Annotated in this window: 16 protein-coding genes and 1 pseudogene; 2 read left to right on the top strand and 15 right to left on the bottom strand. The window is 52.9% G+C overall.

Annotated elements, in window-relative coordinates; genetic code table 11:
- Positions 1-93: 93 nt before the first annotated feature.
- The 4 genes and pseudogenes from uvrA to ACFOLF_RS32745 all read right to left on the bottom strand — a co-directional run bounded on the left by uvrA (position 94) and on the right by ACFOLF_RS32745 (position 5,817).
- Entirely contained in the window at positions 94-2,598 is a 2,505-nt protein-coding gene (uvrA, locus tag ACFOLF_RS32760) for an excinuclease ABC subunit UvrA (RefSeq protein ID WP_210044005.1), read from the bottom strand.
- 243 nt (positions 2,599-2,841) lie between these two features.
- Positions 2,842-3,710: pseudogene (locus ACFOLF_RS32755) on the bottom strand (AraC family transcriptional regulator).
- Between the two features lie 299 nt (positions 3,711-4,009).
- Positions 4,010-4,621: a GNAT family N-acetyltransferase gene (locus tag ACFOLF_RS32750; RefSeq protein ID WP_210044006.1), complete on the bottom strand. Its 612-nt coding sequence runs from the start codon at positions 4,619-4,621 to the stop codon at positions 4,010-4,012.
- A 314-nt stretch (positions 4,622-4,935) separates the two neighbouring features.
- Positions 4,936-5,817 carry an SDR family oxidoreductase gene (locus tag ACFOLF_RS32745; protein WP_210044007.1) on the bottom strand — a complete coding sequence of 294 codons (882 nt, stop codon included), beginning with the start codon at positions 5,815-5,817 and terminating at the stop codon, positions 4,936-4,938.
- Positions 5,818-5,914: 97 nt separating this feature from the next.
- Between ACFOLF_RS32745 and ACFOLF_RS32740 the strand changes: the two genes are divergently transcribed.
- Together ACFOLF_RS32740 and ACFOLF_RS32735 are read left to right on the top strand one after the other, a co-directional pair.
- Positions 5,915-6,823 (top strand): helix-turn-helix transcriptional regulator, encoded by a 909-nt coding sequence (locus ACFOLF_RS32740; protein WP_210044008.1) that lies wholly within the window; start codon positions 5,915-5,917, stop codon positions 6,821-6,823.
- A gap of 72 nt (positions 6,824-6,895) precedes the next feature.
- Positions 6,896-7,849 carry an alpha/beta fold hydrolase gene (locus tag ACFOLF_RS32735; RefSeq protein WP_379112603.1) on the top strand — a complete coding sequence of 318 codons (954 nt, stop codon included), beginning with the start codon at positions 6,896-6,898 and terminating at the stop codon, positions 7,847-7,849.
- 12 nt (positions 7,850-7,861) lie between these two features.
- Here ACFOLF_RS32735 and ACFOLF_RS32730 read toward each other — a convergent pair whose 3' ends face one another.
- The 11 genes from ACFOLF_RS32730 to ACFOLF_RS32680 form a co-directional block, all read right to left on the bottom strand.
- Positions 7,862-8,173, bottom strand: a complete 312-nt coding sequence (locus ACFOLF_RS32730) for a hypothetical protein (RefSeq protein ID WP_210044009.1) — start codon at positions 8,171-8,173, stop codon at positions 7,862-7,864.
- A gap of 175 nt (positions 8,174-8,348) precedes the next feature.
- On the bottom strand, positions 8,349-9,350 hold the full coding sequence (locus ACFOLF_RS32725; RefSeq protein ID WP_210044010.1) for an ABC transporter substrate-binding protein: 1,002 nt from the start codon (positions 9,348-9,350) through the stop codon (positions 8,349-8,351).
- Between the two features lie 28 nt (positions 9,351-9,378).
- Positions 9,379-10,404 carry a FecCD family ABC transporter permease gene (locus ACFOLF_RS32720; protein WP_210044011.1) on the bottom strand — a complete coding sequence of 342 codons (1,026 nt, stop codon included), beginning with the start codon at positions 10,402-10,404 and terminating at the stop codon, positions 9,379-9,381.
- Positions 10,405-11,457, bottom strand: coding sequence for a FecCD family ABC transporter permease (locus ACFOLF_RS32715; protein WP_210044012.1), 1,053 nt, complete (start codon positions 11,455-11,457; stop codon positions 10,405-10,407). It abuts the gene before it with no gap.
- A 460-nt stretch (positions 11,458-11,917) separates the two neighbouring features.
- Positions 11,918-13,363, bottom strand: coding sequence for a serine hydrolase domain-containing protein (locus ACFOLF_RS32710; protein WP_379112600.1), 1,446 nt, complete (start codon positions 13,361-13,363; stop codon positions 11,918-11,920).
- Positions 13,364-13,452: 89 nt separating this feature from the next.
- Positions 13,453-14,490, bottom strand: coding sequence for a dienelactone hydrolase family protein (locus tag ACFOLF_RS32705; RefSeq protein ID WP_210044013.1), 1,038 nt, complete (start codon positions 14,488-14,490; stop codon positions 13,453-13,455).
- Positions 14,491-14,565: 75 nt separating this feature from the next.
- Positions 14,566-15,786 (bottom strand): mandelate racemase/muconate lactonizing enzyme family protein, encoded by a 1,221-nt coding sequence (locus ACFOLF_RS32700; protein WP_210044014.1) that lies wholly within the window; start codon positions 15,784-15,786, stop codon positions 14,566-14,568.
- 23 nt (positions 15,787-15,809) lie between these two features.
- Positions 15,810-18,101, bottom strand: coding sequence for a helix-turn-helix domain-containing protein (locus ACFOLF_RS32695; protein WP_210044015.1), 2,292 nt, complete (start codon positions 18,099-18,101; stop codon positions 15,810-15,812).
- Between the two features lie 134 nt (positions 18,102-18,235).
- The gene (locus tag ACFOLF_RS32690) at positions 18,236-19,753 is read right to left on the bottom strand and encodes an extracellular solute-binding protein (RefSeq protein ID WP_210044016.1); all 1,518 of its coding nucleotides are present in this window, start codon (positions 19,751-19,753) and stop codon (positions 18,236-18,238) included.
- A gap of 67 nt (positions 19,754-19,820) precedes the next feature.
- A complete protein-coding gene (locus ACFOLF_RS32685) occupies positions 19,821-20,699 on the bottom strand; it encodes a carbohydrate ABC transporter permease (RefSeq protein WP_210044017.1) in 879 nt (292 codons plus the stop codon).
- Between the two features lie 21 nt (positions 20,700-20,720).
- Positions 20,721-21,581, bottom strand: coding sequence for an ABC transporter permease (locus ACFOLF_RS32680; protein ID WP_379112671.1), 861 nt, complete (start codon positions 21,579-21,581; stop codon positions 20,721-20,723).
- Positions 21,582-21,597: the final 16 nt, after the last annotated feature.

Here is a 21,597-nt window from a genome sequence, read left to right as displayed (position 1 = left end):
GACTTCGACCGGCCCCGCATTTCGTCGTACTCTCACAATAAAATAAAGCCCCCGCTCCGTCGGATGCCGGAAACGTGGGCTTTACAAGGATTGTTATTGAAGCAAGGCTTCACGCAGAAAGCGTCCGGTATGAGAGGCGCTGACGGCTCCAACCGCTTCAGGCGTGCCTGAGGCAACGACTTCACCGCCCCCGTCTCCGCCTTCGGGGCCGATGTCCACGACCCAGTCGCATTCGCGGATAATATCGAGGTTATGCTCCACGACGATCACGGTATTGCCAGCGTCGACCAGCTTGTTCAGCAGCACCAGCAGCTGCCGGGTATCGCGCGGATGGAGTCCGGTCGACGGCTCGTCCAGCAAATACAGCGAGTGGCGTTTGGTTTTGCCGCCCAGCTCCTTGGCGAGCCGGATCCGCTGGCCTTCCCCTCCCGACAGCGTCCGGACCGACTGGCCCCAATGCAAATATCCGAGCCCAACCTCGTTCAATAAAGCGATCTGCCCGTCCATCTTGATCAGGCCCTGAAGCAGCGGCAGGCTCTCCTGGACGGTCATGTCCAGCAGATCGGAGATCGAAAGCCCGCTGCTGGTGATGCGCAGCACCTCTTCCTTGAAACGTTTGCCCCGGCAAACCGGGCAGCGGACCTCCAGCCCAGGCATGAAGAACATATCCATCGGCACGACGCCAAGCCCGAGGCAATGCTCGCATCGTCCGCCCGGCGTGTTGAACGAGAAATGCTTGGGAGTAAGCCCAGCCCGCTTCGCTTCGGGCAAGCCTGCGTACAGGCTGCGCATGGAGGTGAACACGTCCGTGTAAGTCGCAACATTGGAGCGGCTCATCCGCCCAATCGGCGACTGGTCAACCGTCACAATATTGCCGATGCCGCCAAAGCCGGTGATGCTCCCGCACCCGCTGCGCAACTGATCGTCGCGACCGCCCGCAGCCACAAGATCGAAGAGCAGCGTCGATTTGCCAGAGCCGGATACGCCCGTGACAGCGACAAGACAGCCAAGCGGAAACTTGACGTCGATATGCTTCAGATTCCGTTCATAAGCATCGCGGACATTCAGGAATGTGCCGTTTCCCGGCCGTCTTTCACGCGGTCCTGTCCGGCTTCCCGCTTCCCGCAGGAAAGCGCCCGTGACCGATTTCGGATTGTCCATCAGCTCGCGCAGCGTCCCTTCCCCGACGACGCTCCCGCCAAAGCTGCCCGCGCCCGGCCCCATGTCGATCACATGATCGGCAGCCTGCATCATTTCGATATCATGCTCGATCACAAGCACGGTATTGCCCAAATCCCGCAGCTGCTTCAGCACATGAATCAGGCCCGCCGTATCGCGGGGATGCAGCCCGGCGGTCGGCTCATCGAGAATATACAGCACCCCGGTAAGACCCGATCCGAGAATGGAAGCGAGCCGAAGCCGCTGCGCCTCACCGCCGGACAAGGACACCGACTGGCGGCTGAGCGAAAGATAGCCGAGTCCCACATCGACGATCCGCTTCGTTCGGACGGTCAGATCATGCAGCAGCGTTTCCACCTGCTCCCTTTCATCAGACTGCAGCCTCCCCATCAGTCCGTCCAGCCAGACGAGCGCGTCCTGCAGCGCCCAACCGGAAATATCGGAGATGGAAGCGCCGCCCACCGTTACCCGGCGGATTTCCTCCTTCAGCCGCGCGCCCTGGCATGCCCCGCATATTTGCTCGCGGAACAATGCCGCTTCGCCTGATTCGCCGCCTTTCTCCTTGTACCTCCTCCAGATTCCGGTAATAACACCTTCAAATTTGCCCCCTGTAACCGACTTGGGCGGTTTTACGCCGGGATAATGAGCGGAGAATGCCTCGCTCTCGACGCCGTAATACAGCAGATCGCGCTGCACAACGTCAAAATTTTTGAGCGGAAGGTCGGCATCGAATACAAAACCGTAATAATCGGCAGCCGCCTTCAGGATGGAGCTGTTGTATTTGGTGATCATGTCGTACCAGATCGTGACGCAGCCTTCGCTGAGACTCCTCTCTTCATCGAAGATGGCCTCCAGGTTCAGTGTGACGGTGTGACCGAGTCCGTCGCATGTTTCGCATGCGCCTTCCGGCGTGTTGTAGGAGAAATGCCTGCGCGTCAAACGCTCCGTCTCTCCCCCGCAGTAGGGGCAGCGAATGGAGGACTGCCTCTCATCCTCTTCCCCATCCCCGATTGCCGCGCCGGCCGCACCGCTCTCCGGACCGGGAACAAACCGGCTGCCGCAGTGGGGACAAAGCCGTTCGCCCAGCTTCTCGTAGATGACGCGCAGATACGTATGGATATCCGTTATCGTGCCGACCGTCGACCGCGGATTCCGGTTGGTAACATGCTGCCCAACGCTGATTGAAGGGGACAAGCCCACAATCGCGTCGACCTTCGGCTTGGCCACGGCTTCCGAAGTCATTCCCATCGATTCCATGTACTGCCGCTGGCATTCCCGCTGAAGCGTATCCATGGCGAGCGTCGATTTGCCTGAACCGGATGGGCCGGTCAGGACAACCAGCTTGTGTTTCGGGATGCGGAGCGTAATATCCTTCAAATTGTTTTCCCGGGCTCCCCGGATCTCGATGGCGCTGTTCATCAGTAAATCCTCCATTCCAGTTGTATTGTTTCGATCTTCACCTACAGAGTCCATTTTATAACACTAATGCAAGTGAGAAGGTAAGGATTGATTTCCCTAAATACAATCCAGTTATGATCTGGGAACCCTGTCATAGGACTTTATGGTTTTTCTATACTGTTTCTCTATGCTTGAGCCGAAAAAAACAAAGACCAAGGAAGGCCGAAGCCATCCCTGGTCTTGTAATGCTGTTCTGAAGCGATCCTATTTTTTCACAATGGGGGTCCAAATCTCGCAGCGGTAGTCATCTGCAGCCACATCACCCGGCAGATATACCTCCATTTCCGGCGCCCCGGAATGTTCATATCCCGTGGCCGGAAACCACTCTTGATAGATTCGGCCGAACATATCCTGAATCGCTCCGGGCACCGGCCCGACACAAACGAATATCGCCCAAGTGGAAGCGGGGATTTCCCCCAATGTGAACCCTTCTGCAGGTGATGCGCTGTCTGCTGCTTTGGTGGCAATCATGTAATGATAATCCTCTTTACCCGCTTCCATACCCGTCATAATTCCAAACAGGATTCCGTCCTCACTCATGGAAGCAAGTCTGTGAACGGTGCCGTCCCGTTGACATCCTCCCAGAAGCTCGAGATTTGCCGCATATGCTCATTATCCTGGCATGTGACAGCAGCAGACTTTCCCACAACAGCAAAAGCCTCTTTCTCCTCAATGCGATAATCCACGTTCGTATCTCCCTTCAGTGATAATTGGAAGGAAATGCGGGGAAATGCTTTAAGAACAACACCCGGATTACGTGCCTCCGATGGAGCGATGCCGTGAATTTTCCGGAAAGCCTTGGCGAAGGACTCGGGCGAGTCATAGCCGTATTTGAGCGCTACATCCACTACCTTCGAGGATGAGACCGCGAGCTCCTGCGCGGCTAAGGTCAATTTGCGTTTACGCATATACTCGGCCACCGTCATTCCCGTCAACATATGAAACATGCGCTGAAAATGAAACGGGGATGAAAAAGCCGCTTTCGCAATTTCTTCGATTCCCAGAGGCTCCTCTATTCTATTCTCCATCAGGTCCAGAGCATTTTTCATCCGTGTCAGCCAATCCAACCGCATAACCTCCCTTTGTTATTCATTCTATCACCGACTTATCGGGCATGCCTGTCATTGCTTGCTTTCCGCGAACCGGTTCGGCTTCCACAAGCATGAAGCTTCTTTACGATAAACAAAAAAATCCTGTCTCCCTATTTTCACTCACAAAGGGTGCCAAGATTTCTTGTGGATTGCGGTATTGCGTCACGGGAACACAATTTTTGCCCATTTAGTCAAAATATCAGAGCTACTAATTTTCGGCTCCGCGCCGACGAAGCTGCCCAGAGTGTACGAGTCGATTCTGGTTCAGCCTCAAAACCGGCTCAATCCTGATGGTTACCGCCAAACGCAGATTCCGGTTTTATACTGCGTTTCCCGAGCAAATCCTTCAGCACCGGACTCACAAAGTCCGCTGCCTGGCAGCTCATCGTAAGTTGATAGGACGCTTGTCCATCGATATCCCCAGCTGGTGCTCGTTTACCTTCCTCTTTGAAGCCTGCTTTCTTGTATGCTTGAATAGCCCCGGGATTGGATTCATCCACGACTAATGAAACCTGCCGCAATCCCAATACCGTGAAAGCATAATCCAGTACTAATTGAGCGGCTTCCGTACCAATTCCTCTGCCTTGATGCTGTTCTTCGCCAATAATAATAGCAAACTCCGCGAGAGCATCTTCCCTTTCCAGATACGCAATTCCGACCGGGAGCGCGGGTTCTTTGTCATAGATTGTGAAGAATATGTAACGCGGATTGGACGAGAAATCACGGAAGGCTTCCTCCTGCTCCTCCGGCGTTAACGGGTCCGGTTTGTCGATGTTCCGGTCATGGACAAAATGCCTGTTCCATCTGTAATACAGCTCTATATACTCCGCACGCAGCGGTCCCAGTCCGACCTTCGAGCCGCCAAATTGGATAACAGGATGCTTTCCCTTCATATGGAACCCCCTTGTATTACCTTTTTTTTAATAAAAGTCGAGTGAGATGAAGACTCCGGTTTATCATCGGCCTTCCCAGATCCTGGAGGGTTTGTGCTGCAATTAGAAGAAGAAACCGCTGAAGCCGTCCTTGACGGCCGAGTTAGTTGCTCCCCTCAAACCGTATAGAACATTATAAGCGTGAACCCTATACATTTTATATAGTCAAAAAGAACCGGCTCCGCCGTCCTAAGGTGGAGCCGCTAGTTTCTTCCCTCAGAAATATAAGCAAAGGTTAATGGAATTTTATCGTTCAGGCTGCTCCTGGCTCGAGTCTACTCCGTATGAGGAAAGCCGTGCTTTTTGGCATAGTTCCCCCAATGGGGTTTTCTGCCGTCCACATCAACAAAGCCATACTCGTCGGATAGCTGCCAGCTGCCAAAGACCTTCCCGGACTTTTCCGATACGTCAGGATCCGCAGCGAGCGCGGCGACTCCTTGTCCGAGAAGATACGGCGTTTCCGATTCCGCGTAATGGGGCTCCTGCTTAACCGCATCCATCCAGTTCGCTTCTTGTACCCCAAAATGCTCCAGCATCTGCTCCGAGCGAAGAAATCCGGGGGTGACTGCAAGCGCAGTGACCTGGTAGGGACGAAGCTCTTCAGCCATTGCAGCCGCCAGGTGAATAGCCGAGATTTTGGCCAGGCTGTAATATAAATTCACACGGTACCCATAGCCAATCCCATCGGTCACTTCGATGATTAATCCCTGTTTTCTCGCAGCCATTAACGGTGCGGCATAATAACTGGTAATCATATGCGTGCGTACTCCGCGGTCCTGCATTAACAAACCGTTGGACAAGGAATGCTCCCAGAAGGGCGTATTCCATTCAAACAGCTTTTCCCCGCCCCAGATATCATTAACGAGGATATCCAGAACACCGTTTTGTTCTGCTTTCACCCGTTCGAACAATAACTTCACTTCTTCCTCCACGGTATGGTCCACCCGAACGGGAATTCCCGTACCGCCGGCAGCCGTCACCATCTCCGCCGTTTCTTGAATCGTTTCCGGCCGGTTAATGTCCGACGGATTTCCTCTGACGCTGCGGCCCGTGCAATACACCGTCGCACCCGCCGCTCCAAGCATCACCGCGATCGCCCTCCCCGCCCCGCGGGTCGAACCGGCCACTACGGCTATTTTACCATGCAAAGGTTTCATCGGCATGTCCTCCTTCATATTCATCCTTCATCGCTCCCTTCAGAAATTTATGTTACAGTATATCTACGACAAATTATGACGTAATTAGGTGATGGAAATGAACAAAAGAAGAATAGCCATGATGCAGATCATCGATTCCCGGAAAAAATTCACCGCCAGAGAGCTGGCTGAGCGCTTTGACGTATCGGTCCGCACCATTCAGCGGGATCTCGACCATTTGCAGCAAATGGGTTTCCCACTTTACACGGAGGTTGGACCCCACGGTGGCTACCGCGCCCTGCCGAACCGGATTCTGCCTCCTCTGCAGCTTACGCAAAATGAAGCCTTCGGCTTGTTCCTGATGCTCCAGGCACTGGAAAAAATACCGGATTTCCCGTTCGAGTCCACCCGCTCCCATTTGGCGGAGCAGTATTATGCCAGCCTCCCGGTCGATACCCAGGACGGCATTGATCGGATGAGAAAGCATATTGTCTTCAATCAGCAGCGGCCGCCTGCCGCATCCCCGTTTACGACAGTGCTCCTGCAGGCAGCCATGGACAAGAGATCCATCGAGTTTCTCTATCATTCCCGGGCAGGCAGGAAGATAACGCAAGTGTATCCGCTGGGCATCTACTATGAAAACGGACTGTGGTACATGCCTGCCCGGAATAAGGAGCGGGTGCTCCTCTACCGCGTTGATCGAATTGAACAAGCCGCCGTGCTTGCCGGTACGGATGACAGCCTTCCCACGCTTACGGAATGGATGGCTTCCAGCGATAATCGTCCAGGTGTTGAGGTTCTGCTGCATTTTACTGCCGAAGGAGCAAGGCTCGCCCAATTCGAACAGCTTTTTCATACAGTGGGCGATAGCGGCAAGTGGCGGGAGGATGTGCCTCTCGAGGAGCTGCCGTTCCTGGCACGTCAGCTGCTCAAGTTCGGACCTGAAGTGAAAGTTGTTCTGCCAACACAGCTTCAAGAGCTTGTTGTGGATATGCTCCAGCGTAATTTGAGTCAATATCTGCGTTAAGAGAATATGAATAACCGACTGGGCGATCGCCGCATATATTGAAGCATCTATCCGCGAAGGGATTAAAAGCTTATGAATCGAAATGTACCATCAGGGTACGGCGGCTATCACCGGAATTCTTTGATGCCGCTGCCTGTTTCTCCATATTTCTGGCCGTATCCATACTACCCGCTATATCCCGGCGATTTGCGCCTCAATTCCCGCTTTCCCTTTGCTCCTATGCCGACGTGGTCTGCGCCGGTTCCCGAATCGCTGCCCTCTGCGGCATACCAGGAGAAATGGTCCGCGCAGCGCCTTACTTTTGTACTGATTCATGGAGCCTGGGCCGATGCGGGCTTCTGGAACGGGATTGCCGCGCATCTTCGCAAAATGGGCCACACGGTTTATACACCTGACAATCCGGGTCGTGGCCCGGACACCAATAAAGATGTCACACATGCGATGATTACCCGATCCGTTGCCGATTTCATCACGTCAAGAGATCTGCAGAATATCGTCCTTGTGGGACACAGCTTCGGCGGTTCGGTCGTCCAAACCGTTGCCCAGCTTATGCCGGAACGCATCAAGCGGCTGGTCTTCTACAACGCCTTCATTATCAAAGACGGAGAAGCGGTAGCCGATGAGTTTCCGCCCGCTGCGCTCGAGGTCTTCCGGAAGCTGAGAGAAAGCTCAATGGACGATACGATTATGCTTCCCTTTCCCTTCTTTCGCGAAACCTTCGTCAATCTGGCCAGCCTGGAAACAGCCCGCCGTATTTACAGCGGCATTGCGCCCGAACCGGCCAAGCCTTCTTACGACAAGCTGGACCTCAAGAAATTTTACTCGCAGAATTTCCCGGCAAGCTATGTATACTTTACGGAGGATAATGTGCTGCCTCAAGGGAACAGCGAGTACGGCTGGCATCCCCATATGTCCAGCAGGCTGGGGCTGTTCCGTCTCCTCAAGGGCCAAGGCGACCATTTGACCACAGCCAAAACAGACCCGGGCCTCGTAGCTGCCCGGATCTATGAAGCCGGAAGGGATTAAGCTTCCGGGGAATTATTGAATGACGCCCGCTTTTTTCAAATCGTCCAGCATCGCTTCGCGCACTTGATTGCCTTTATACTTCTCGTCATGCGTTTTGACATATTCGTTCCAGCCCGCATCGTCAGGAGAGACCGTGCCATAAATGAATTTGGCCATCATTTCCTCGCGGTATTTCTTGATATCATTCATCAGCTCGGCCCGTTCCTTCGCCCCAAGCGCATAGACGGATGTGACATTGCCCACGCTTGCGATCATTTGCTGGATCATGTCCATCTCCGCGGGGTCCTTGAATTTCAGCTTGAGGACTTGGCTGCTTCGTATCATTAGTGAAACTTATAGCCCCTTTATGGTCAAAAAAAGCACCCTCGTCTCCACGTTATACGTGGTTCCGATGGTGCTTTCATTTGTTTTATCGGTTGTCTCCGGCGGACTCTGGCTGACTCCATAAGATCCTGCCTTTTGAAACAGCCCATCATTTATATGCCGCTTTCGCTGACGTTTACTTGGCAAACAGCTTCTCGGCGTCATCCAGAGCCATGCTTTGACCCATGGAGGAATAATCCAGCCATCTTTGTCCGTCAAGAATATAAACATGTTTGTTTTTGACGGCTTTCAGGTTTTGCCACACCGCGTTTTTCTCCATCTCTTCGAAATTGCTCTTCGCTTCGCTTCCGACACTGATAATCACGAAGATCGCATCCGTGTCAAAATCCGGAAGGACCTCTTTGGAAATAACCTCGAAAGGCTTATCCGCGGCAATTTTCTCCACGCCGCTCGCCGGCTTCAGCTTCAGATCATCGAACATAATCGGCCCTACAGGATTTCCGGTGCTCATGACGCGCAGCTCCTTGGCTGTCATGCGAATGGCCATTACCTTGGCGTCCGCGCCGAGCTCACTATGAACCAGCGTCTGAACCCGCTCCGCTTTGGCAGCATAATCCTCGATAAAGGCTTCCGCTTCCTTCTCTTTCCCCACATGCTGGGCAAGGAGCTTCAGATGGTCGCGCCATGTGCCTTTATTCATATCCACAACGATCGTCGGGGCAATTTTCTCGAATTTGGAGACGTCCTTGCCTGAATATTCTTCATCGAGATAGATGTAATCGGGCTTCGAGGCGAGCAGAGCTTCCATATCCGGATCGGAGACGGTTCCATATTTCGTCGCACCCTTCAGAAGATCCGCGACATGGGGCAGAAAATCCTTCACATCGCCGCCCACCACCGAACCGATTGGCGTGATGCCAAGAGCAAGCAGGTTGCTGGTAATATGGATGGACAAAGAAGCAATTTTTGCGTTCGCATCGTGCACGATAAAGTCCGGTGCCGGAGCCTCCGTATCCGTCGAGGTGTTCTCAGGAGCTGCTCCTTCATTCGTCGCGCCTTCAGTAGTGTTTCCTGCTGTATTTTGCGGTGCCGGTTGGTTGGAGTCCGCCGATTGCCCGCAAGCGGCCAATAGACCAATTATCATAATCATGGATACGAGTACCAAAACCTTCTTCATTGTCGATTTTCCTCCATTGATGTGTAATTTATTTGTCTGTTTTGAAGAGCAGGTAGAGAAAATAGGGTCCTCCAATGGCTGCGACCACAACCCCCGCCGGAATCGCATTGGGATGAAAAATCGATCGTCCTATGGTGTCGGCTGCGACGAGAATGACCAGACCCACCAGCGCCGCGACCGGCAGAAAATGCCGATGCTGCGGACCGGCGAGCCGTTTGGCGATATGGGGCGCCGCCAGTCCGATAAAGCCGATCCCGCCTGCCATCGAGACGCTGACGCAGGAGAGCGCCACCGCAAGCGACAGCATGAGCAGCCGGTTTTTCGTCACATGACTGCCTACGCCTGACGCAACATCGTCGCCCAAGGCGAAGATATCCAGTGTCCGGGAGCGCATATAGATGAAGGGAACGATCAGTACAATCCACGGCAGCAGAGCCCATACATGAATCCAGTCTCTTCCCCAGACGCTGCCGGCCAGCCAGCTGGCCGCGAAGGAATAGGTATCCTCATCAAGCCGCAAGGACAACAGCAGCGTAACGGAGCTGATTCCGGCCGCAACGGCGATTCCAACCAGTATCAGGCGGATCGGCAGCAAGCCTCTGTACCGGTCATAGGCGAATATGAAAATGATAACAGCCGTCACTGCTCCCCCTGCAAAGGTAAACATCGGAATCATCAGCGCGGACGGGCCCTCCATCGTGCGGAAGAAGGACACGAAGATCATAAGTCCGAATGCCGCTCCTGCATGAATACCGAGTATGCCGGGATCGGCAAGCGAATTTCGGGAAACCCCCTGAAGCACAGCGCCGGAGATGCCAAGTCCAATGCCTGCAAGCATCGTGATCAGGATACGGGGAAGCCGGAAATCGAACATGATCATCGTTTCATCCGTTGAGCCGTTCCCGAGCAGCGTCCGTCCCACGGCTAACGGGGATAAGCGGATCGTGCCGGTATTCAGGCTGATGAGCACAACCGCCAGTGCAACCAGGAACAGGATAAGACTGGCATAAAATGCGCGTCTTGTTCTTTTTTTGGCCTGCGCCTCGATGTCCATCTACAAATCTCTCCTTTCTTTACGTGCCAGGTAAAGAAAGAAAGGCACACCTACAAGTGAAACCATTGCCCCGATCGCAAACTCTCTGGGAGGGCTGACCATCCGGGACGCGAAATCCGCCCAAATGAGCAGCACCGCTCCCAGCATAGCGGATAAGGGTATCAATATCCGGTAATCCACTCCGATCAGCCGCCGTGCGATATGCGGAACAACGAGGCCGACAAACCCGATGGAGCCTGCCGCCGATACGGATGTTCCGGCCAGAATGACGGCAGCCGTCATACCGAGCAGACGGATTCTCCCGGTCCGCACACCCAGACTCACAGCCGACTCCTCCCCTAGCGACAGGAAGGTAATGGAGCGTCCCATCGTAACGGACCAGATCAAAGTAAGCATAATCACAGGAACCAGCACCCTCAGATGCTCCCAGGTGACACCCGCTACCCCTCCGGCATACCAGAAAGCCAGATCCTGACTCAAGTCGAAGTAGATCGCAATTCCGGTACTGAGTGAATGAAGCATGGCTGCGACAACCGCTCCGGCTATCGTGAGCCGCAGGGAAGTAAGTCCGCCTTTCGCAGCCGAGCCGAGCCCCATTATAAACAAGGTAGTCAGCGCCGCCCCGATGAATGAGAAGATCATCAGCATGGAGTAGGATAAGCCGGGCAGGAAAGCAAAGCAGAGCGCAACAACGAACGCTGCCCCCGCATTGACGCCAAGGATGCCGCTGTCCGCCATCGGATTTCTCGTGACACCCTGCATAAGCGCACCCGACACCGCAAAAGCCATGCCTGTAATCATGGCCCCCAATACGCGGGGAAGCCTGAATTCATGAATGATCTGATGGGTTGTCACGGTGGAATCATAATGAAAAACGGCCGCCCATACAGTGGCAAGCGTCATATCCTTGGCGCCGTAGGATATAGCAAAAAACATACTGAGAAGCAATACTGCCGCTGCAGCGGCAAACCATATTCCTGTGATGAATCCTTTACTCCATTTCATAGCGGACGAGTCGGAAGGCCTCCCTCTAGCAATAATACTGATAATCATTATCAATGACTTTTTCTATCTTACCACAGAAAAAGTTGGCCCGCATTAATCAAGCTTTGTAATCCGCAATTTTTTTTACGGGCGGCAGCCGATATGGGACAAATCAGCCAAATGAGCCGCTTTTTTGTGGCAAATTGATGACAGAGACATCGAAAAGGCCGCCGGATTGCTCCGGCAGCCTTGTTCCATTGTTCAAGAAGAAACGGAGGCCGCCGTCCTTTTGGCGGCACAGCAGGCTTCTTCCCTGGGACCTTATCGAAATAGATATATGTGAAATTTATATTCTATAAGGTTAAGAAGTACCGGCTTCGTCGTCCTTTTGGCGGGAAAGCCAGTTTCTTCCGTCAGCCTTATAGAAATTTATAGGTGTGAAACGTATACATTCGATAAGGTAAACTAATAGCAAAATCCAGGACCGCGCATTGCTGAACCGTCTTCCGCCTGCACAGTCGCCGGACCTCTACGCCAATTCCGTTAACCGTCCGCGGATTTCAGCCTGAGCGGCGGATAAAATGTTTGAATTCTGCTTCAACAGGATATTGTCCCCGTCAAACAGGATCTGGCTGTTAATAGAAAATGGCGTTTCGACAAGCCTCAGCGTCAATTGAAGCGTGTCCGGCTGCTGCCACGTAAAGCTCGCAGCGAGGCGTTTATCCTGATCCTGAAGCAGCCGCGTGGAGCCTTCCACCCACTCGCCCCGGCCCAGGTTAATGCTGTATTCATTGTCCTGTTTACGGAGAACGATGGTTGCACCCTTGTCTTCGAAGGAAACGGATAGGCTCTTCCACTTCTGTTCATTATCTTCAAGCTCATATTCCCTGCCGGAGAAAGCTTCTTCCAGAGGGGAATCCGGCTGCAGCCGCGGCAGTTGGATGGCCAGCGCCTCCAGTCGGGATTCAAGCTGCGCCTGCGATTGCGGTTCCGGAGAAAGCGGCGACGGCTGCATCGCAGGGAGCAAGTGATCCCAGACGGCGTTCATGACACCCTGCATATCGTTGGTGCCGCTTGTGATTGCGATAACGGCGTCCTGCTCCGGCATCACGATACAGAATTGCCCGAATGCGCCGTCACCGCGATATACCCCATGCCTGCAACGCCAGAACTGATAGCCGTAGCCCTGCGCCCAATCATTAACTCCGCCGTCTCCGTTGGATATTTGGCTGGACGTCGCTTCCGCGATCCACTCCTCCGTCAGGAGACGCTGTCCATTCCACATCCCTTTCTGAAGATATAACTGGCCGAACCTGGCGATATCCTCTGTGGTAACGTTTAATCCCCAGCCTCCGACATTGATTCCCCGGGGACAGACATCCCAGGCCGCTCCCTTTATGCCAAGCGGTTCGATCAGGCGCGGCTGCAAATATTCCAGCAGGGTCTGGCCTGTAACCTTCTGCAGGATGGCGGAGAGCATATAGGTAGCTCCGCTATTGTAAACAAAATGAGTACCGGGCTCGTGCTCGACGGGAGCCGCAAGAAAGGCTTTGGCCCAATTGCCGTCTTCGCTCTGCTGCATCCCGCTTGTGGTGTCCTTGTCATTGCCCGTTCCCATCATGAGCAAATGGCGGATGCGCATAGCCGCCAAATTCGGTTCGATTGCCGCGGGGGCATCGTCCGGGAAGAACGATAGAACAGCATCATCCACTGACAGCAACCCTTCCGCAGCGGCGAAGCCGATGGCGGTGGAGGTAAAGCTTTTGCTGAGCGAGAACAGCATATGGGGAAGATGGGATGCATAGGGAGCCCACCAGCCCTCCGCTATTACCTGGCCGTGCCTGAGTATCATCAGACTGTGCAGCTCCAGATCTCGTTCTTGCACGGCATTCAAAAAATCAATTACAGCTGCGGAGGGAATTCCTTGTGCTTCCGGCTGACTTCTGGGTAGATGCAGATTTGTCCGTTCCATCATTTCATTCCTCCTTTATACTACTAACGTACTGCAGCGCCAGAGGAATGGCAAGCATTTTTGTGTGCGCTTTCATTATCATGCTGTACGCATTATCCGCATTCCGGCCTTCCATTCAAATTAGTCTCAAGCCAGTCGAATGCAAGGCGGCCGGAAACCTCGTGTTTTCCCGAATGAATATCCTGAACCAGCTCTTCTTCCGCATTCGCTGCACGATAAATGGAACGCAAATGTTCTATCGCCTTCACCGCTCCCTGAATCGGAAATCCGCTGTCTTCCTGGCCCGCCTCTATCAGCAGCGGCCTGGGCGCGATCAAGCCCCAAATATCCGGCATTTCGGCATATTGCAGAAGCCCGGGAATGTAATTGTCGGCACAATGAGGCTTTGCCAGAATGCTGTCTCTGAAGGTGTTGGTATACCCGCTGATAACGACCGGGCCGATTCTGTCATCGATGGCAGCCGTTAATGCCGTGACCAGCCCTCCTCCAGAGAATCCCATGCTTCCGATTCTGCCTGGGACCGTGTCGCTGCGGGATTCTAAATAGTCGGCACAGCAGATCATTTCATGCACACGGTACCCGGCAAGTGTTTTTCCGGCCATCAGCAGGTTCGTCGCCAGCCGGAAGCATGAATTTTCTTTGGGATCCTTGGCCTGGTCCTGCTCCAGCCTCCTGTCCCCGAGTCCCAATAATTCGGGAACGATTACCAGCATTCCCCGTTTGACCAGCTCGACGGGATAATCCTTGTAGCTTCCCGGTTCTCCGGCCCGGTCGCTTCCGTCGGGGAGCAGGCCGATCAGCTGTTTATAACCGTATCCGTGACCGGGACAGGCGATCACTGCCGGATAAGGCGGCACCGCATTTTTAGGTATCAGCAAATAACACGGCATTGTTAAATGGGGAGCCGTACGGAGCAGTAAATGCTCCCGGACGTATGCTCCATAATCCTCCCGCCCGAGAACAACCGGGTCCGGATTGACAGCTTCTGCAGCAGGCAGAACGATGGCCCTTTTCAAAGCATTAACAAGTGCCGGCCTCCAATCCGCCCATTCTGCATACGTCCCCGATTTGAAAGAATAATCGGGAGTACGCTCATAGATTTGTTCGAGGAAAGCGTCAGGGGTCCACATGACAGATGCTCCTTCTCCCTTCAAGTCCCGGTGAAAACCTGCGGACTTCGTTCATCTTTTTAACAGTTGTTCCGGTTAAACCAGGAAAGCCTTACGCAGCACGCGGTTAACCTCGGTGTGGTCCATACCCAGCCCCGGGCCTGTCGGCGCTTTCATCACACCGTCCTTGACTTCCATTTGCGGAGTGAACAGGCTGCCGGTTTCCTTAACCCCGGTTTTGTTTTCCTGAAATTTCCCGATATTCGGGATATAGGAAGCAAAATGAAGCACATATACGTAGCCGTACCCGCTGGATATGTGCGGAGTGACGGCGATCCCCTTCAGAGCGGCCATTCTGGCGACCCTGGTATTTCTGATAAAGCCTCCGTTATACTGCAGATCCGGCTGCACGACCTGAGCGGCGTCATTGTCGATGATCCACCTGAACCGCCGCATGCTTGTCTCCTGCTCTCCGAATGCCAGGGGGACAGCAAGGGCGTCCGCAACCTCCCTGGTATCCTCCAGATGCTCGAAGGGACAGGGCTCTTCATAGAAGAATGCGTTGATTTCCTCCAGCATTTTGCCGTATTCGATTGCCTTGGGCGGGTCGTAAGAGCCGTTCCCATCCGCATGAATGGTCATGTCCTCGCCAAATACTTTTCGCGTCAGGTAGATCAGGCTTTCCGAGCGCCCTTGAATCGAATCGGCGTTTTTGCTCATTCGGCCGCCTACCTTGAACTTAATCGCTTTTGCGCCCGTTTCTGCCACTTTGCCCTGCAGCACCTCGATTTCTTCTTCGGGCGTCGTTCCCCTGTTGCCGCTGGCTACATAAATGGGCACCTCGCTGCGGATAACGCCTCCCAGAAGGTCTCCGACCGGCTTGCCGCTTATGCGGCCCAGCATATCGAGCAGACTCGCTTCGACCCATGAGATGCAGCACCATAATGCAAGACCGGACAGCTTATAATTGCTCTCATGAACGTAAACGCCATCCAGCAGCTTTTCAAGATCACGCACGTCTTTGCCTATAAAATACGGAATGATCAGCTGCTTGAGCAGAGGATGCAGATATTCGGCGCGTTCGCTTGCCACTGCCACGCCTTCCGAGCCGTCCTTGGACCGGGCCCTGAGGAAATACAGCCCATTATTGAAGAGAAGCTCCATGGATTCTATAATGACCGGCGATTGAATATCATCCACCTGCAGCACCCGTGAATTGGCCGCCGCTTCCAGCTCGTCAGTGCCCACGCTGATCTTGCCCTGGTTAAGAGAGCCGTCCAAATGCAAATAGGATAAGTCCGAATAACTGTTCTTCATCGTTGTTTCCTCCCTGAATCATTTCATTCGTTGTCATTGCAGCACATTTCCCGATATTGGCCCGGCGTCATGCCTGTAACCTTCTTGAAATAACGGATGAAATTTTGCGGATTATTGTATTGAAGCTTTTTGGACATGTCGGCAATCCTCATTTCCGTGTCGGTCAGCCACTTCTTGGCGACCTCCATCCGGTATGCCAGCAAATAATCGGTAAAATTGGTATTCATGCTTTTCTTCAAAGCGCGCCGGATATAACTGGGATGATAATTAAGCCTTGATGCGCATTCCTCCTGGGTCAGCTCACGGTCGTATTCGCTCTGTATAATGCGGACAACTTCATTGGCTATTTTGTGAAACGGACCCTCGTTGCTCATTTCCCCCATGCGAATGGCGGGTTCGACAATCTGCCGGAGGAACCAAAGCTCGATTTCCTGCACCGTATTAAGCCTCTTAAGCTGTTCAGACAGTTGAATCGCATTCGCATTGAGCTGGGAGGAGGCAGCATCGGACTGCTCCGTAATATACAGCAAATCGAGCAGCAGCTTGATCAGCCAGTTCTGCATCTGATTGTGCGTAAGCTCCCTGTTGGACAAAATCTGCAGAAACTCACCCAATAAGACTGCGGCCCGTCTCTCATCCGAAAATCGCACAGCCTCGACAAGCTGCTTCTCCAAATGCTCAGGAAAAAACACCATCTGCAGCTCAGGCTCCTCATCCTCAATAAAGAGGATCGTTTCGGTATCCTTCGTAATCCGGTATTTCAGCGCATCGAGCCCTTCCGCGTACGCCTTTGGCGTGGCACCGTATGTTTTGTAAGGGCGGCTGATTCCCGCACTGACGGATAGCCCCAGATACGCCTGTATATTTTGTTGAACCTGCCTGATTATGTCCAGCAGGAATGCCTTGAATCCATCCGTGGATTCCTGATCGCCTCTGATGACCGTAACCTGCGATTGCTCGATGACGACAGGGCTCAATCGATGCTCGAAAGGCACCGTTTCCTCGACGATGTTGCTGATTGCAAACAGCAGCAAATCGCGATCGCCTTCCAGGTACCGGGTACCTTCCAGCGCATTGATCTGTATGGTCACTACCGCAAGCCAGTTGAAGCCTTGCGAATAGCCGAACAGCTGCAGCTGCTCCTCGATTTCCTTGGCCGGCAATCCGCCCTGCACCAGCTTGAAAATCATGAACGGCTTTAACTGCTGCTGCAGCTTCTGAACGCTGCTGGTCATATCCATATTGCTTCGGAACATCCTCTCCATCCGCCGTTCGATGACCCTGAACTCGTCGTTCCGCTCCTGGGGATCCAATACCTCGGCCGGATCGGCCATCTTCTGATAGAGCGTGCGAAGAGGCGAATAGAGCTTACTGGTCCCCCGCAGAGACAGGATAATGATCATGGCGATAATGATAACGCAAGCCCATACTGTCGCCCAGCCGATAGCCTGCGATTCGCGGCCAATGCTGTCCAGCGAAACAATCAGCAGGTAAGTCCAGCCGTTATAGGATGACTTCCGGAATGTAAATCCGTATTTTTCCTGGCCGATTTGACCCGTCCGGTAGCCGCTCATTTCAGCTGCCAGCTTGATGTCTGCGAGCGGAGGCGAATCTTGCAGAGACCTGTTCATTCCTGACTTCGGACTGCTGGCGATCAGATTTCCTTTATCATCCAAGATGACCATGAATCCCAGATTGCTGCTTGTCGGCAGCAGCTTGAAAAGCTCCTGGCTCGACATTTCCGCCACAAGCAGCGCATGCGGGCTTCCCGAATAGCTCGGAAACCGCTTGACCAGGTATATATCCGAGCTTCCCGGTTTCCCGCCGCTGCCATCCGATAATTCCGTTGTCCACGCCAAGGGCTTATCGATCGCCGAGAACGATGAGATCCGGTCCGCATCTGCGGATTCGTCCAGCCTGGCATATCCCTTGTTGCTGATCATCCATTGATGATCGATATTGATCAGATGGATGTCACGGATCCCCAGCTCGTAGATCTGGATGCGCTGCAGCATATCCAGCAATTTATCGACAAGCGGAAAATCCCTGGCTTGAATCGGCTTTTGAAGGACATCGCCAACCTCCTGCGAATTCGCAAATTGAAAGATGGAGAAGTCGACGACCTTCAACGTATTCTCAAGCTGGGTCTGGATCTGGAGCAGCAGCTGGTCATTTCCCTGCAGCACCTTATCTTCAATCAAACCCGATGATTTGGCATATGAAAAAATGCCCAGCACCACGACGGGAATGGCGCCGAGCAGCAAGCATAATGTAAACAGTTTCACTTGATAACGGGACAAATTCAGCAGCTTCATGTCGGTCTCTCTTTCTTTAAGCCGAGTATTACAACCGCTTACATTATCGCATAAAGATGCGATGAAATTCTATAAATCTTCAAAGCCGCAATCTGCAGAGAGCAAGACGAACAAGCAATGGTATTCCCCGCCGTTTACTTATTCATTGTTTTGGCATAATCGCTTTCATATTCGGAAATCACCTGGTCGCCGCCATTTTTCCGCCAGTTCGCTATCGCCTGCTCAAAGCCTTTCTCATCCAATTCGCCAATGATGAACTTGGTCCGGGCATCCATAATAATCTGCTCAAGCTGGCTCCCTTTCTCCATATACGTTTGCGACAGGAGCGGCAGCGCCGGATTTGGAACGGCGTATTGCTCGTTATCCTGAATCAGTTTGTTGTATTTCGCAACATTCGGATCCAGATCGCCGGCAAGAGCCTTCTTGCCGTCAAACACCATCAGTTGGAACAACTCGTTATAGACCTCATTGGTGTAAATTTGCTCGTCGACACGCACCGCTTTGCTGCTTTCCACCTTGTAATGCTTATCTTCGATTCCCCATGACATCAGGTTCTGCACCTTCTCGTCGCCGAGTTTATCGAGAAAGGACAATACCTCCTTCAGATCGTCCTCGGTTTTGACGCTCGTCTTCGGAATCATGAAGACGCTGTTATAGCCTGTTCCCCCCTGTACTCTGATGCCGTCAGGTCCGCTGACATTCGGAATGGGATCCAGCTTGGCATCCGGATTCAATTTGAATAAATCGGTAAACCGTGCGTTCAAATCATCGTAGGCTCCGATATAGACACCCGCCTTACCTTGATTAATCAGTACCGTACGGTCCTTAACAACAGGAAAATCACTGTTGAACACTTTATCGGTATACATCTGTTTGAGCATCTTGAGCGTATCCATATACGGCTTCGTCATGAAATCCGGAGTCATCTTCCCGTCCTCATAGGCCCAGAGATTCGGACCTCCCATGATGGACAGGAAATGGTTAAACTGTGCGCTGTTCGAGTCGAACGAGATGCCGAATGTATCATTCTTGCCGTTTTTGTCCGGATCGTCGTAAGTAAACGCTTTAATAACGTTCAGCAGCTCGTCGATCGTTTTGGGTTCCTGCAGGCCCAGGTTATCCAGCCAGTCCTTGCGGATAATGATTCCGTTGCGGGCAATGGCTCTCCAGCGGTAGACACCGTATACTTTACCGTCTATGGAAATGTTGGATAACCGTGCGGGATCCAAGGATTGCAGATTCGGATAGTCCTTCAGATAAGGTCCCAATTCCCAGAACAAGCCTGCCCGGGCCGCATCGATGATAGCCGGGTTGCGGTCATCCTTCACGAGCAGCAGCTTCGGCAAATCTCCGGCAACCGCAATCGAAGCCGTGACTTTCTCGCTGTAGCTTGAACTGGGAACCCAGGTCACATTCAAGCTGGCATTCGTATATTCCTGGAGCAGCTTCATCGGCTCGCTGTCCATATTTGGCGGCTCTGCCGTTAAATATTGATTCATCATCGTAATTTCTGACGGGCTTGACGATTCTGCAGGCGCAGAGGCAGCGCCCTCGTTCGTTTCCCCATTGCTGCTGGCGCATGCCGAGGTGATGACCAGGGACAGAACTCCTGCAGCGAGCAGGCCTTGTTTGAGATAACGCGGAATAGCCATGAATAATTCCCCTTCCCATTTTCCTGAATATAGTTTGATGAGCAGCTTGTTGCTCCAGCCTTCCATCCTATCCTTTGACGGAGCCGAGCAGTACCCCTTTGGCAAAATGCTTTTGCAGAAACGGATAAACCAGCAAAATCGGTACGGTGGAGACTACAATTACCGCCATCTTGATCACTTCGCCGGGAGGAGCCACATAGTCGCTCCCCATATTCTGCGAGTCTCCGACACCTCCTTGCGACAAGATCACAATTTGCCGCAGCCATACCTGAATCGGCCATTTCGCATTATCGTTAATATACAGGATAGCATTAAAGAACGTATTCCAATGGCCTACCGCGTAAAATAACGCGAAGGTAGCCATGGCCGGAAGGGAAAGCGGCAGCACAATGCGGAACAAAATCTGAAAATCGTTGCAGCCGTCAATTTTGGCCGATTCCTCCAGCCCGTCAGGCAGCTGCTGAAAGAAGTTTCTCAGAATAATCAGATTAAACGCGCTGATCGCGCTCGGGATTAACAGCGACCAGAAGCTGTCGAGCATGCCGAAGGATTTGACTACGAGAAATGTCGGAATCATCCCCCCGCTGAACAGCATCGTAAACAAGATGAGCAGCATGATGGGTCCCCGGCCCATAAATTCATTCCTGGCCAGCGGATAGGCGGTCAGCGTCGTGAAGAAGAGGTTGATGAACGTCCCTGCAACGGTAATGAAGACCGTCACACCCAGACTTCTCAGAATCGTCTCCGCCGAGAAAATATAGCGGTAGCCTTCGAGCGATAATTTGGTCGGAAAGAGGACAACCCCCCGGTTCAACAGCTCTTCGGAAGCAGTGAAGGAACCCGACAATACGAACAAGAACGGAATGATGGCAATCAAAGCGAAAACGATCAGAACCCCGGCATTCACCAGATCGAAAAAACGCGAACCAAGCGATGAGCGGATCATGGCAGCAGCCTCCTTTCTTCGTTAGTAAACACCTTGTTCTCCTGCCTTCTTGGCTAATTTATTGGCTGCCAGCACCAGCATCAGACCCACAAGCGACTTGAACAGGCCGACAGCGGTGCTGAAGCTGAACTGCCCTTGCTGAACGCCGGTCGCGTACACGTAAGTATCAAACACTTCGCCAACCTCACGGTTGGTGGAATTGAGCATAAGGAAGATCTGCTCGAACCCCGTATCCAGAAAAGTGCCCAGCCGCAAAATGAACAAAATGATAATAGTGCTGCGGATCGCCGGCAGCGTAATATGCCACAGCTGTCTGATCCGTCCCGCGCCGTCCATCTTGGCTGCCTCATACAGCGTGGGATCGACCCCCGACAGGGCGGCGAGAAAAATAATGGTTCCCCAGCCTGATTCCTTCCAGATGGATTCAAGAATAATCATCGGCCTGAACCAGCTGTTGGACATCAGAAAGTTAACCTTGTTCATCCCTGCATCAACGAGCATATCCGTGAAGATGCCGCCTTCGGACGAGAAGAAGGTATAGGCCATGCCGACAACGACTACCCACGACACAAAGTGCGGAATATAGATGAAGGTCTGTATGCTTCTCTTGAACCATTCCCGGCGCAGCTCATTAAGCATAAGCGCAATCAGAATCGGGAACGGGAAGAAAAAGATGATATTGTAAATGGCCAGAATCAGTGTGTTTTCGAACAGAGTCCAGAATACCGGATCGTGGAAAAAACGGTCAAAATGCTTGAAGCCGACCCACGGGCTGTTCCAGAAGCCGCGAAAGGGCAGATAGTCCTTAAAGGCAATGAGGATCCCCCACATCGGCAAATATTTGAACAGGGCAAAATAAAGCAGTCCTGGCATCACCATCATATACAAATAACGGCTC

Source organism: Paenibacillus sepulcri (assembly GCF_042647105.1).
Lineage (GTDB): Bacteria > Bacillota > Bacilli > Paenibacillales > Paenibacillaceae > Paenibacillus_Z > Paenibacillus_Z sepulcri.
The sequence above is the reverse complement of the archived record's forward strand: the minus strand, read 5'-3'. Positions and strand labels throughout refer to the sequence as shown.